We start from the raw sequence: 13,057 nt of genomic DNA, 5'->3' as shown, positions 1-13,057 counted from the left end.
ACACCATCAGAATGAGGGGTCCCTTTTAGACGCCGATCACCCCGCTAACGGGGTCCCTTTTGCACGCCGGTCCACAAAAAATGCCTTAGAATCAGTGCGCGAGATGCTTGGGCTGCCCGGCAGCGGGCATGCCACGGAAGGCCATCTGGTCCCCGCGAACGAGCGGAATTCCGCGACTTTCGACCCCAGTTTTGCGTTTTGCAGCTTCCGACATTGAAGGACCTGCGCGTCCGGCATCGGGCCGTGATCCATCACCTGTACCATCAATGGTCCCGAATGCGGACGGATCGACCCGCACTGATGCGGAGAAGCATACATCCGGGAAAATGCTGAAAAACAGCCATCTCCCGGACGCCATCGGACGTCTTCAAACGGGGAGATGGAGGCCCGAGCCGGAATCGAACCGGCGTAAACGGATTTGCAGTCCGGTGCGTAACCACTCCGCCATCGGGCCCCGATGCGCATCAGCGTGGAACGGCGCGGTTAGCCGAGCGTCGCCGTGCCCGCAACGGGATTCTTTGAAATGCGCTGTGCCTCGCCCTCAGGGATCGACGAAATCGGCGGCGCGCTTTTCCATCCCGGCCTTCACGGCCTCGATCTGGTTGCGCGAGTACATCAGTTCGTGCTGCACCTTGCTTTCGGTCATGAGGATCTGGTCCTCGTCCATGTCGGCAGTGCGGTTGGTGAGCAGCTTGGCCCCGCGCACGGCATGGGGGCTCTTGCCTGCGATCTCTCGGGCGAGCGCCATGGCGCGGCCGAGCGGATCGGCATCGACATGGGTCGCGAAGCCGAATGCTGCCGCCTCGGTGCCATTGAACTCGCGGTGCGTGTAGGTCAGCTCGCGCAGCACGTCGTCGCGCACATTGCCGCGCCACAGCGCGTAGCCGCCCATATCGGGCACGAGGCCCCACTTCACTTCCATCACCGCCAGTCGTGCATCGGGGGCGATAAAGCGGATATCCGCACCGCTCGCCACTTGCAGCCCGCCGCCAAAGCACACGCCGTGCACTGCGGCGATCACCGGCACCGGCAAGCCTCGCCAGACCATCGCGGCATATTGCGCACGGTTGGCGTTGCCGTGGGTCCGGTCGGTGAGGTTGCCTCCGCTTCCCCAGCGATCGGTGTTGCCCATGCTGGAGAGGTCAAGCCCGGCGCAGAACGAACGCCCCGCGCCCGAGAGGACCACACTGCGCACGCCCTTGGCACTGTGCAGGTGGCTCCCGGCCGCGATGATCCCCTCGAACATGGCATCATCGAGTGCGTTCATCTTGTCCGCCCGGTCGAGCAGGACATGGGCAACGTGGTCTTCGATGGTGACAGTGACGCGGTCGTGGAACTTCATGGCTTGTCCTGCTCCAAACTGTGTTTTCCGGCGCTTCAGGCGGCGCTTGCGTTGACACCCATGCTGGTGAGGTAGCGGCGGATATTGCGCGCGGCCTGGCGCAGGCGCTGCTCGTTCTCCACCATGGCGATGCGCACATAGCCCTCGCCGTCCTCGCCATACCCGACACCGGGCGCGACCGCGACTTCGGCATGGGTGAGGAGCTGCTTCGAAAATTCGAGGCTGCCCATCTCGCGCAGCGCCGGGGGCAGCGGCGCCCAGGCGAACATCGAGGCACGGGGGGAGGGGATTTCCCACCCCGCACGGCCGAAGGCTTCGACCATCACGTCACGGCGCTTCTGGTAGAGCAGGCGGTTCTGCTCGACGATGTCCTGCGGGCCATTGAGCGCGGCGCAAGTGGCAGCCTGGATCGGCGTGAAAGCGCCGTAATCAAGGTAGGACTTCACCCGCGTCAGCGCCGCGATCAGCTGCTTGTTGCCGACAGCAAAGCCGACGCGCCAGCCGGCCATCGAAAACGTCTTCGACATCGAAGTAAACTCGACCGCGACATCCTTGGCACCCGGCACTTCGAGGATCGAGCGCGTCGGGTTGCCGTCGAAATAGAGCTCCGAATAGGCAAGATCGGACAGCACCCAGACCTTGTTCTCCTTCGCCCAGGCAACGAGGCGCTCGTAGAACGAGATGTCGACCGTCTCGGCGGTAGGGTTCGACGGATAGTTGACGATGACGACCGAAGGGCGCGGCACACTGTAGCGCATCGCGCGGTCGAGCGCTTCCCAGTAGCGTTCATCGGGCGTGGTCGGCACCGAACGGATCGTCGCGCCGGCGATGATGAAGCCGAAGGTGTGGATGGGGTAGCTCGGGTTGGGCGCCAGCACGACGTCGCCCGGCGCGGTGATCGCGGTGGCGAGGCTGGCAAGCCCTTCCTTCGAGCCCATGGTCATCACGACCTCGTTCTCGGGATCGAGCTCCACGTTGAAGCGGCGCGCATAGTAATTGGCCTGCGCCTTGCGCACGCCGGGGATGCCCTTCGACGCGGAATAGCCATGCGCATCTGGCTTCATCGCCACTTCGCACAGCTTTTCGATGACATGCGCGGGCGGGGGGAGATCGGGATTGCCCATGCCGAGATCGATGATGTCCTGCCCGCGGGCGCGAGCGGCGGCCCGCATCGCATTCACTTCAGCGATGACGTAGGGCGGCAGGCGCTTCATGCGGTAGAATTCTTCGGTCACGGTGGTTTCTCGCACTCCTTTGACACAGCAAAAGCGCCGCGCCATCAGGCCCCTTACGACAATCGCCGGTTCAATGAAACCGGAAGGGATCACAAGCGGCGCGAAGGGCGCTATAAGGCTGCCCAAGCGCAACAGAGATTGGGACCACTTATGGCCGACGCCGCAACGCCGCCGGAAAAGCCGATCGATACGCCAATGGATGCCGGCGTGATCGAGGATCTCATGCGCCAGCAGGGCGAGGCGGTGCAGGCCCTGTTCGCGCCGTTCCTCCCGACGGCATCGACCCCGCCTCCCGATCCGGCGGCGATGCAGCACTGGGCGATGTCAGCCGCCAAGCTCCAGAAGATGTGGCTCGATTTCGGCGCCGAGCAGGCCGGACACATCGAGCCGGCAATGGCGCGCATGGCCGATCCCGTGCGGTGGACCTCGCTGTTCAGCGACTGGTACACCGCGCTGCCGCTCTCGCAGGCCGAAACGCAGGCCAAGCTCTGGGAAGACGGGCTCGAGCTCTGGACAAATGTGCTTGGCCGCTATGGCATCGGCCCTGCCGCAAGCAAGGACGAGGCCGCGCCCCTGCCGCGCAAGGACCGGCGCTTTGCCGATCCGCGCTGGGCCGATCAGCCGTGGTTTGCGCTGCTCCACCAGACTTACCTGCTGCTCGCCGAAAAGCTCACCGCGATGGCCGCCGACGTGAAGGGCCTGCCGCCCGAGCGCCAGCATCAGGTGCAGTTCTTCACCAAGCTGGTGGTCGATGCGCTGAGCCCGGCCAATTTCCCGATGACCAATCCCATCGTGATCGAGCGCACGCTGGAGACGCACGGCGAAAATCTGGTCAAGGGCGTCGAGCACATGCTGGCCGACGTGCGCAAGGGCCAGCTCACCCACACCGACCCGCAGGCCTTCGAACTGGGCCGCAACATCGCGGTGACGCCGGGCAAGGTGGTCTACGAAACGCCGCTTTACCAGCTGATCCAGTACAGCCCGGCGACGCCCGACGTGCTGGCGGTGCCACTGCTGATCTTCCCGCCGTGGATCAACCGCTTCTATATCCTCGACCTCAACCCGAAGAAGAGTTTCATCCGCTGGGCGGTCGAACAGGGGCTGACGGTCTTTGTCGTCTCGTGGAAATCGGCCGATGCCTCGATGGCCGATATCGTGTGGGACGATTACGTCATGGCGCAAGTCGAGGCGATCGACGTGGTGCGCGAGCGGCTTGATGTGCCGCAGGTCCACGCCATCGGCTATTGCGTTGCGGGCACCACGCTGGCGGCAACGCTGGCCTTGATGGCGAGGCGGGGCGAGGCGGACAAGGTGCGCTCCGCCACGTTCTTCACCGCGCAGGTCGATTTCGAGAAGGCGGGCGACCTCAAATCGTTCATCGATGACAGCCAGATCAAGCTGCTCGAGAGCCTTTCGACCGACGGCTACCTCGACGGGCGCTACATGGCGGCCACGTTCAACCTGCTGCGCGGGACGGACCTCATCTGGAACTACGTCGTCAGCAACTACCTGCTCGGCGAAGACTACCCGGCGTTCGACCTGCTGCACTGGAATGGCGACACCACCAACCTGCCGGCCAAGTGGCACAAGGCCTATCTGGAAGACCTCTACCGCGACAACCGGCTGGTCATGCCCGATTCGCTGGAGATCGATGGCACGCCGATCGACCTCAGGCTGATCGCGACCCCCTGCTACATCCAGGCCGGCCGCGAGGATCATATCGCGCCGCCGGAAAGCGTGTGGAAGCTCACCCGCCTGCTTTCAGGCCCATGGCGCTTCCTGCTGGCCGGCTCGGGCCACATCGCCGGCGTGGTCAATCCGCCGGATGCCGGCAAGTACCAGTTCTGGCGCAATGACGGCGCGCCGACGACGCTCGCGGAATTCGTCGCCGGCGCGCGCGAGACCAAGGGCAGCTGGTGGCCCGACTGGATCGAGTGGATCCGCGAGTCGGACGCTGCCACCGTGCCCGCCAAGGGCAAGCGCGTGCCCGGCGGGCGCGGCGACGCGGTGATCGAGGACGCACCCGGCCGCTATGTGATGACCCGCTGACGCATCTTCGCCGAATGTTCGCGATACCAGCCATTCTGGCAACATCTTGTCATGGTGCAGTGCACAATACCCCTTGACCAAGGGGCAATGCGCACCTATTTTGTGCAGTGCAACACGGTCCAATGCTGATCCAACTCCTTGGATTATGACAATGGGGCGTGTCCGGTGCAGGAGCAGTCAGGTTATGGAAGACGAAGTCAAGGACATCGCAGACGCAGCAATCGCGGCGCCGGCTGTCGAGGCTGAGATCGCCCCGGCCGAACTGCCCGCGCAGTCGGAAGAGCTTGTCGCAGTGGCCGCACCGGCCGCTGCTGCCAAGCCCAAGGGCAAGGCCGGCCGTCCTCGCAAGGCTGCCGCACCTGCCCCCGAAACGGCTGTCGAAGCACCGGTGGCACCGGCTGTGAAGCCGGTCCGGAAGGCCAAGGTCAAGGCTGCCAAGCCCGCGCCGACGCCCGCCGCGAAAATCAGCACGACCCTCGTCAAGACCAACAAGAAAGAAGCCGCCTCCGTGAAGAGCGCGGCTGCCAAGCAGAAGGATTTCAGCATCATGAACGCCATTCCCACCGAAATGACCGAGACCATCCAGACCGCGATGAAGGAAGCTGCCGAGAAGGCGAAGGCCGCGCTCGAAAAGAGCCAGGCCGCGCTGGGCGATATGGGCGCCTTCACCAAGGGCAACGTGGAAGCCGTCGTCGAATCGACCAAGATCCTCGCCACCGGCCTCCAGGAAATGACCAAGAGCTACGCCGCCGAGACCAAGACCGTGGTCGAGACGATGCAGGCCGAGATCAAGGAACTCGCCGCGGTGAAGTCGCCCGCCGAATTCTTCGAGAAGCAGAACGCCATGATGCGCAAGCAGTTCGACGCCGCGGTTGCCGCGACTTCGAAGAACAGCGAAGCGATGCTCAAGCTCGCCAGCGAGGCGTTCCAGCCGATCTCCAACCGCGTCAGCCTCGCGGTCGAGAAGATGAAGCAGGCCGCCTGATCGGCGCATTCCGCCCGCGCTGCGGTGCTGGCGGAGCCTGAACACGAAAGCGGGCCGGATGGGATCTCCCTCCGGCCCGTTCTCGTTTCGACGCGGAAAATGCGGTCCTGAAGCTGGTCTTTGAGGCCAAGTGTTCACCCGCCTCTTGTACGCGGGGGCCTGCAATGCGATATTCTCCTCGACCCATGAGCATGAAAGCCCACCTCGGCGCCCCCAAGGGCCCTGCCGCTTACGCGATGTGCACGCCCGCGCGCGCCGCCGGCGACGACGAACCCAAGGGCCCCGGTGGCGGGGATGGCGACGACCAGATCGGCATCGCCACCAAGACACGCACCCGCCCGAAGAAGCCCAGCATGTTCAAGGTGCTGATGCTCAACGACGATTACACGCCGATGGAATTCGTCGTGATGGTGCTCAAGCGCTTCTTCCACATGGACCTTGAGCAGGCGACGCGCGTCATGCTCCACGTGCATCAGAAGGGCGTCGGCGTCTGCGGCATCTTCCCTTACGAGATCGCCGAAACCAAGGTGAACCAGGTGATGGATTTCGCCCGCCAGAACCAGCACCCGCTGCAATGCACGCTCGAGAAGGCGTGATTCGCGCCTGAACGAGGGCCAGCGTCGACGAGGTGCATGGCGCGCCCCGCATTTTCACCTTCCGCAAGGCTTTGAACCGGGCTAACCCCGAGGCTGTTCAAGCCGTCCTTCCGGTCCAGTGAGCCGCCCCGCCCTTGCCTTTACTCACCGCCACTGACCGATACATTGCCCGGCTCGTTTTCGTGCCGATGTGCGCGGTGTTCGTGATCGCGGCATCGCTGCTCGTGCTCGACAAGATGCTCAAGCTGTTCGATTTCGTCGCGACCGAGGGCGGGCCGGTCAGCGTCGTGTTCAAGATGCTGGCGAACCTCCTGCCCGAATATGCCAGCCTTGCGATTCCGCTCGGGCTCATGCTCGGCATCCTGCTCGCCTTCCGCCGCCTCGCCACTTCGTCGGAGCTCGACGTGATGCGCGCGGTGGGCCTGTCCTACACCCGGCTGCTGCGCGTGCCCTATCTCTTCACGGTGGTGCTCGCCGCGCTCAACCTGCTCATCGTCGGCTATCTCCAGCCGCTCTCGCGCTACTACTACGAACAGCTCCAGTTCGATCTGCGCTCGGGCGCGCTCGGCGCCTCGATCAAGGTGGGCGAGTTCAACACTTTGCAGGACCGCACCGCGCTGCGCGTCGATTCGAGCCGTGACGAGGGCCGCGACCTGCGCGGCATTTTCGCGCGGATCGCCGCGAAGGACGGGCAGGTCCTCGTGATCTCGGCGCGCGAGGGCCAGTTCTTCGCCAACAAGGAAAACCCCGATACGGTGATCCTGCGCCTGTCCGAGGGGCAGATCGTGCAGGACGGGCCGGGCATCACCTCACCGCGCGTGCTCACGTTCGCGACGCATGACCTGCCGATCGATCTGCCCAAGATCGAGCAGTTCCGCGGCCGCGGCGAGCGCGACCGCGAGTATTTCCTGCCCGAACTGCTGCGCATCGGCTGGAGCAAGGATTCAAGCCAGGCGGCGCGCTATCAGAGCATCGCCAGCCTCAACTACCGCCTTGTCGAAGTGGCGATGATGTTCCTGCTGCCACTGCTCGCGGTCTCGCTCGCCGTGCCGCCCAAGCGGTCGAGCTCGGCGCTCGGCGTGTTCGTCTCGATCGTGATGGTGGTCGCCTACCACAAGGTCAACGAATACGGGCAGGACGTCTCCAGCCTCGGCCGCGTCGATCCCACGCTCGCGCTGTGGGGACCGTTCATGCTGTTCGCGGCGCTCATCGTGTCGATGTACTGGCGCCTCGCCTATGTGCCCGGCGGCCAGCCGATCGGTGCACTCGAAACCGGCTTTGCCAAGATCACCCGCTCGGTGATGAAGCTGTTCGCCGCGCGCAAGCCGCGCCGGGCCGATGTCTCGGGAGCTGTCGATGCAGCTTGAGTTCTTCCCCTCGCGCACGATCACGCTCTACATCGGCCGCATGTTCGCGGTGCGGATCATTGCCGTGCTGCTGATGCTGGTGCTCGTGCTGCAGATGCTCGATCTTCTGAGCGAGAGCGGCCGGATCCTCGCCGCCCCGGGCAACGGGCAGGGCGAACTGCTGACGTATGTCGGCTTGCGTGTGCCGCAGTTGATCAGCCGGTTCCTGCCCTATTCGGTGCTGCTCGCCACGATCATCACGCTGATGACGCTCAACCAGAACAGCGAAGTCATTGCGCTCAAGGCTGCGGGCCTCTCTGCCCATCAGGTGCTGGCGCCGCTGTTCCTTGTCGCCGCGCTGACCTCGCTGGTGACCTTCGCTTTCAACGAGCGCGTGGTTGTGCGCTCCTCGGCGACGCTCAAGGCGTGGCAGGCGGTCGATTACAAGGCGATCCCGCGTGACAGTGCGGTCAAGACCAACGTCTGGCTGCAGGATGGCAACAACCTGCTGTTCGCCCGTTCGGTCACCGGCCTTGGCCGGCAGACCCGCATGTCGGACGTCAGCTGGTATCGCCGCGATCCGGCCGGCATGGTGACCGAGATCGTCCGCTCGCCCGAGGCGACGTATGCGCGGCCCGGCTGGAACTTCAGCAAGCCCAGCGGCTTCGATGTGCAAAGCGCGCGCCGCCTGACCTATCCGGCCGGGCAGATCTTCGCCAAGAGCGTCGATCCGGCGCAAGTGGTGATCCGCAAGGCCGATGCCGATGGCGAGTCGATCGGCCAGCTTTCGCAATCGATCGCTGCGATCCGCAGCGCCGGTTATCGCACCAGCGAGCTCGAGGGCAAATGGTGGCACAAGCTCTCCGGCCCGCTTTCGGCGCTGCTCATGCCACTGCTGGGCGCAGTCGCCGCGTTCGGCCTTGCGCGCTCGGGCATGCTGTTCGTGCGCGCGGTGATCGGCATGGCCCTGGGCTTTGCCTACTTCGTGGTCGACAACGCCGCGCTCGCGATGGGCAACTTCGGCGGCTACCCACCGCTGCTCGCGGCCTGGGCGCCGTTCTTCCTGTTCCTGCTGATCGGCGAGACAGTGCTCGTTAGGACAGAAGAGTAGCCACACCCTCGTCGCCCGCGCGCAGCGGCAGCCGCAGCGCCTGCACCCCTTGCGCATCGACCGGCGGCATCCGCCCGGCGCGGATGTTTACCTGAATCGAGGGCAGAAGCAGGCGCGGCGGCGCAAGCGTCGCATCGCGGGCCTGTCGCGCCGCGACAAAGGCCGCCTCGTTGATGCCATCATGCGCCTGGACATTCGCGCGCCGCTGCTCTGCAACCGTCGTTTCCCACACATATTCGCTGCGCCCCGGCCCCTTGTAATCGTGGCAGAGGAACAACCGCGTCTCATCCGGCAGCGCCAGCAGGCGGCGGATCGAGCGATAGAGCGCATGCGCATCGCCGCCCGGAAAATCACACCGTGCAGTACCATAGTCGGGCATGAACAACGTATCGCCGATGAACACGGCATCGGCGATCTGGAAACTGATGCAGGCGGCCGTGTGCCCCGGCGTGTGCAGCACCGTGAAGGCCAGCTTGCCGAGCGGCAGCACCTCGCCATCGTGGAGCAGCCGGTCGAAGTCGCCGCCTTCAGGCAGCAGATCTGCGGCACCGAACATCGGCTTGAAGACGGCCTGCACCTCGGTGATCAGCGCGCCGATCCCGATCCAGGCCCCGGTGCGCGCGGCGATCAGCTTCGCCCCGCTCAGGTGATCGGCATGGGCATGGGTTTCAAGCACCATTTCGATGCGCCAGCCCCGCTCGGCCGCCGCCGCAAGCACCGCCTCGACCGAGGCCGAGCCAATCCGCGCCGAAGCTTGATCATAGTCCAGCACGGGATCGATCACAGCGGCGGCACCGGTTTCCGGGTCGGCCACAAGGTAGGTCACGGTGAAGGTCGGCTCGTCGAAGAAAGCGAGGATTTCGGGCTTGGCATTCATGGTCGTGTCCTTTCGAGGTTCTTTATATTAGGCATTGCTAAATTAGCAAGTACTGATATATGGGATCCATGACGATTCACCCGCCTCTCGACAGCGCCACGTTCGAAGCCAACGCCACCATGGTCGCGGCCATCCTGCGGGAGCTTGCCAATCCGCACCGACTGATGGTGCTGTGCTCGCTCGCCGAAGCGGGCGAGATGAAAGTGGGCGATATCGCCGAGCGCGTTGGCCTCTCGCAGTCCGCGCTTTCGCAGCACCTCGCCCGCCTGCGGGAAGAGGGCCTCGTCGCCTTCACGCGCGAGGCGCAAGTGCTGCGCTACCGGATTGCCGATGCCCGGATCGAGGCGCTGCTCGCCACGCTCTACCAACTCTATTGTGCTGAGGATTGAAGCCATGACCTTGCCCGTAATCTCCCCCGCTGAAGCGCGTAAGCTGGTCGCCGGCGGCGCGCGCCTGATCGACATCCGCTCAGCGGACGAACATGCCCGTGCGCGCATTCCCGGCTCCGAAAACCGGCCCATCGACGCCATCGGCCGCGTCGGCGATGCACCGGCAGTGGTCTATCACTGCCGCAGCGGCATGCGCACGTCCGCCAATGCCACGCGCCTTGCCGCAGCCAGCGACTGCCCGGCCTACCTGCTTGAAGGCGGGCTCGATGCCTGGCGCGCGGCCGGGCTGCCGTTGGCGGAGAACCGCAAGGCCCCGCTCGAGATCATGCGGCAGGTGCAGATCACCGCCGGAGCACTCGTCGTGCTGGGCGTGGTGTTGGGCTTCCTGTTCAGCCCCGCCTTCCTTGGCCTTTCCGCCTTTGTCGGCGCAGGCCTGATGTTTGCCGGCACCACAGGCTGGTGCGGTATGGCGCGGCTGCTCGCCGTGATGCCGTGGAACCGGCGCTCGGCGGCCTGATGCCATGCCGCTGGTCATGATCCTGACCGCCTTGGCATCTGGCGCAGCGATCGGCCTGATCCTCGCCGGGCTCGGGGCAGGCGGGTCGATCCTGATGACGCCGTTGCTGGTCTATGCGGTTGGCGTTCCTTCCGCTCATGCGGCGGTGGGAACCAGTGCGGTCGCGGTCACGCTCAATGCGCTGGTCGGGCTTGCCGGCCACGCGCGCGCGGGCACAGTGAAGTGGCGTTGCGCCGGGGTCTTTGCGGCGGCTGGCGTGATGGGAGCCACCCTTGGTGCTGAGCTTGGCAAGGCACTCGATGGCAAGCGACTGCTGATGTTGTTCGGCCTGCTGATGATCGGAGTCGGTATGGCAATGCTCAGGCCGCGCCGCAGCGAGGGACGTGCCGACGTGCGCCTGACAGCTTCAAGTGCTGGCTATCTGCTGCCGCGTCTCATTCCCATCGGCCTCGGCACGGGCCTGCTAGCCGGGTTCTTCGGGATCGGCGGCGGCTTTCTGATCGTGCCCGGCCTGATCGCGGCAACTGCTATGCCAATGCGCTTCGCCTCGGGTACCTCGCTGGTCATCGTTGCTGCCCTCGGCGCGACGACGGCCACGTCCTATGCGCTCTCTGGCTATGTCGACTGGCCGCTCGTCATGGTGCTTGTCATCGGCGGCCTTGGCGGCGCCGTGCTTGGTCTGGCGGGAACGCGCCTTCTCGCCGAGCGGCGCGGCCTTATCGAGCGCGGCTTTGCCCTGCTCGTTATCGCGGTCGGGATTTACGTCGCAATGCAGGGATAGTCTGCGCCATCCCAGGCTCAGCGTGGCCGAACCATAGTCCAGAAGCGCGGCCCGCCCTTCGGCACCTGCCATTCCTCGAGGACTTCGAAGCCGAGCCGCAGATAGATCGCGAGGTTGGCTTCCTTGGCCGTCTCCAGCAGCGCCGGCTTGCCTGCCGCTTCCGCATGGGCAAGCCCTGCGCGGATCGCGGCGCCGCCCCAACCCTTGCCCTGCGCAGCCGGATCGACCCCGGCATACTGCAGGTACCAGTAATCGTCCGGTGCAGGATGATGAGCCGCCATCGCCTCGCTCACCATGATCGCGCGGCCGAGCGCCCGGCCAAAGGTGCGCAGCATGGGCCAGCCCTCGGCTAGCGTCTCGACAAGGCCGGCCTTGGTCTGCCCAGGCGCGCGCCACAGCGTCACGACCTCGCCGTTCGGGGCTGAGAGGATCATGCCGGCGCGGCGATCGGCTTTGATCATCACTGCAAATAGCCGTGGCAACCGCAAACGTCGCAATTCGGGGTCTGGCAAGATCCACGAAAGCGCCGGATCGTCCTGAAAGGCGCGGGCAAGGGTGCGGATCAGCACGGCATCGCCGCCTGCATCGCGCGCCGGGGCGATTGGCAGCTCTGGAGCCATTGCGGTGCGCCCTCCCGAGGTCAGGGTAAACGCCAGGCTCAGCGCGCGGTCATCGTGCTGCGCACCAGCCGGCCAAGCAGCGGAAACAGCCCGGCATAGCTCGAACGGGGATAAGTCGAACCCGGGCCGAGTTCCGCCGTCAGCCGGCGATGCGCCTCGCCCAGCGCGTGATAGGGCACACTCGGCAGCAAGTGGTGCAGCGCGTGATAGCGCAGGCCGACCGGGGCCCACAGCACCGTCAGCCAGCCTGGCGGCGGCACATTGACCGAATCGAGGTACTGCCCGGTCACCGTCATTGTCTCGCCCTCGTTCTCCCACAGATGCGCAACGAGCGTGCGCGCCTGATTGAGCACGGCACCGAGCGCGATCACGGCAATGCCGATCAGCAGCGGCTGCCAGCCATGCGTGGCCGACCAGCCAAGCAGGAACCACGCCCATGCCGAAGCGCCGAGTTCCTGCCAGAATACCATCCGCGCGAAATCACCCTCCGGCGGGCGGCGGCGGAAGGCCGGATTGATCGCGAGCGCCGACGCGCGCGCCCAGACCAGCCGGCGGAGCGGCGGGATCACCGCTCCCAACGGCACCAGCAGCGCCGAACGCACCAGCAGCGCCACCGGCAGCAGCAGCGCGGTCAAAAGGAACACCGGCAGCGACCACGGCTTCATCAGCGCAAGCGGCAGATACTCGGGGTCCTCCACCGTGCCATAGCGCGTGCGCGCGTGGTGCAGCGGGTGGACGCCTTCGTACATGAACGAAGGCGTGAGCATCGGAATGCCGACGATCAGGTTCCACACGAAGCGGAAGCCCGGCAGCGCATTGCGGTGGATGTGCGAAAGTTCGTGGATGAACAGAAGTGCGCGGTAGAACGCGAGCGCGGACAGCACGCCGCACGCCGCTGCGAGCCAACCGTTGGTGGCAAGGATCGCCCCGGCCAGTGCGGCATAGCCCGTCAGCGCCGAAGCCAGCATGTCCGGCCAGAAGATCGCCGGCTTCGCCTCGCCCAGATCGCGCGTAAGCTCTACCGCCGCGCGCAGCATCGCCTTGTCGTCCGGCGTGCGCGCGAGGATCGCGGCGTCTCCGAGCACGGCAGCGGCAGGCTGGGGCTCCGGCACAGGCGCGGTATCGAGGGACGGGGAGGCGAGCATTCGTTCATTCCTGATTGACCCGAGACCTGCCAGCGCTGCGTCCGGCTTGACAATCCGGCCCGGG

The 13,057-nt window shown here is 65.5% G+C and carries 13 protein-coding genes and 1 tRNA gene; 8 read left to right on the top strand and 6 right to left on the bottom strand.

What is annotated here, in order from left to right:
* Positions 1-380 precede the first annotated feature (380 nt).
* The 3 genes from K5Q19_RS14395 to K5Q19_RS14385 form a co-directional block, all read right to left on the bottom strand.
* Positions 381-454 (bottom strand) — tRNA-Cys (locus K5Q19_RS14395).
* Positions 455-541: 87 nt separating this feature from the next.
* A complete protein-coding gene (locus tag K5Q19_RS14390; RefSeq protein WP_292946416.1) occupies positions 542-1,342 on the bottom strand; it encodes a crotonase/enoyl-CoA hydratase family protein in 801 nt (266 codons plus the stop codon).
* A 35-nt stretch (positions 1,343-1,377) separates the two neighbouring features.
* The gene (locus K5Q19_RS14385; protein ID WP_292946414.1) at positions 1,378-2,577 is read right to left on the bottom strand and encodes an LL-diaminopimelate aminotransferase; all 1,200 of its coding nucleotides are present in this window, start codon (positions 2,575-2,577) and stop codon (positions 1,378-1,380) included.
* Between the two features lie 150 nt (positions 2,578-2,727).
* On the opposite strand from K5Q19_RS14385, the gene phaC reads away from it, so the two are divergent.
* The 5 genes from phaC to lptG all read left to right on the top strand — a co-directional run bounded on the left by phaC (position 2,728) and on the right by lptG (position 8,664).
* Entirely contained in the window at positions 2,728-4,626 is a 1,899-nt protein-coding gene (gene phaC / locus K5Q19_RS14380; protein WP_292946412.1) for a class I poly(R)-hydroxyalkanoic acid synthase, read from the top strand.
* Positions 4,627-4,810: 184 nt separating this feature from the next.
* Positions 4,811-5,611, top strand: a complete 801-nt coding sequence (locus K5Q19_RS14375; RefSeq protein ID WP_292946410.1) for a phasin family protein — start codon at positions 4,811-4,813, stop codon at positions 5,609-5,611.
* A 236-nt stretch (positions 5,612-5,847) separates the two neighbouring features.
* Complete coding sequence (gene clpS, locus K5Q19_RS14370; RefSeq protein ID WP_292946418.1) at positions 5,848-6,207, top strand: ATP-dependent Clp protease adapter ClpS; 360 nt, start codon at positions 5,848-5,850, stop codon at positions 6,205-6,207.
* A 134-nt stretch (positions 6,208-6,341) separates the two neighbouring features.
* Positions 6,342-7,574: an LPS export ABC transporter permease LptF gene (lptF, locus tag K5Q19_RS14365; protein WP_292946407.1), complete on the top strand. Its 1,233-nt coding sequence runs from the start codon at positions 6,342-6,344 to the stop codon at positions 7,572-7,574.
* Positions 7,564-8,664, top strand: coding sequence for an LPS export ABC transporter permease LptG (gene lptG / locus K5Q19_RS14360; RefSeq protein WP_292946404.1), 1,101 nt, complete (start codon positions 7,564-7,566; stop codon positions 8,662-8,664). Before lptF ends, lptG begins: the two co-directional genes overlap by 11 nt.
* On the opposite strand, the gene K5Q19_RS14355 is transcribed toward lptG, so the two are convergent.
* On the bottom strand, positions 8,648-9,541 hold the full coding sequence (locus K5Q19_RS14355; protein WP_292946401.1) for an MBL fold metallo-hydrolase: 894 nt from the start codon (positions 9,539-9,541) through the stop codon (positions 8,648-8,650). The two genes, lptG and K5Q19_RS14355, sit on opposite strands and share 17 nt — an antisense overlap.
* Positions 9,542-9,609: 68 nt before the next feature.
* On the opposite strand from K5Q19_RS14355, the gene K5Q19_RS14350 reads away from it, so the two are divergent.
* Genes K5Q19_RS14350 through K5Q19_RS14340 form a run of 3 tightly spaced genes read left to right on the top strand, consistent with a single transcriptional unit; the run spans position 9,610 to position 11,228 of the window.
* Positions 9,610-9,930, top strand: a complete 321-nt coding sequence (locus tag K5Q19_RS14350) for a metalloregulator ArsR/SmtB family transcription factor (RefSeq protein ID WP_292946399.1) — start codon at positions 9,610-9,612, stop codon at positions 9,928-9,930.
* 4 nt (positions 9,931-9,934) lie between these two features.
* Entirely contained in the window at positions 9,935-10,447 is a 513-nt protein-coding gene (locus K5Q19_RS14345; RefSeq protein ID WP_292946397.1) for a rhodanese family protein, read from the top strand.
* Positions 10,448-10,451: 4 nt separating this feature from the next.
* A complete protein-coding gene (locus K5Q19_RS14340) occupies positions 10,452-11,228 on the top strand; it encodes a sulfite exporter TauE/SafE family protein (protein ID WP_292946395.1) in 777 nt (258 codons plus the stop codon).
* Positions 11,229-11,245: 17 nt separating this feature from the next.
* Here the strand turns inward: K5Q19_RS14340 and K5Q19_RS14335 are convergent, their stop codons facing one another.
* Positions 11,246-11,848: a GNAT family N-acetyltransferase gene (locus K5Q19_RS14335; RefSeq protein WP_292946393.1), complete on the bottom strand. Its 603-nt coding sequence runs from the start codon at positions 11,846-11,848 to the stop codon at positions 11,246-11,248.
* A 38-nt stretch (positions 11,849-11,886) separates the two neighbouring features.
* Entirely contained in the window at positions 11,887-12,993 is a 1,107-nt protein-coding gene (locus K5Q19_RS14330) for a fatty acid desaturase (RefSeq protein ID WP_292946349.1), read from the bottom strand.
* Positions 12,994-13,057: the final 64 nt, after the last annotated feature.

This window comes from Novosphingobium sp. (assembly GCF_019748365.1).
Classification (GTDB): domain Bacteria; phylum Pseudomonadota; class Alphaproteobacteria; order Sphingomonadales; family Sphingomonadaceae; genus Novosphingobium.
This window is presented reverse-complemented; position numbering and strand designations above follow the sequence as displayed.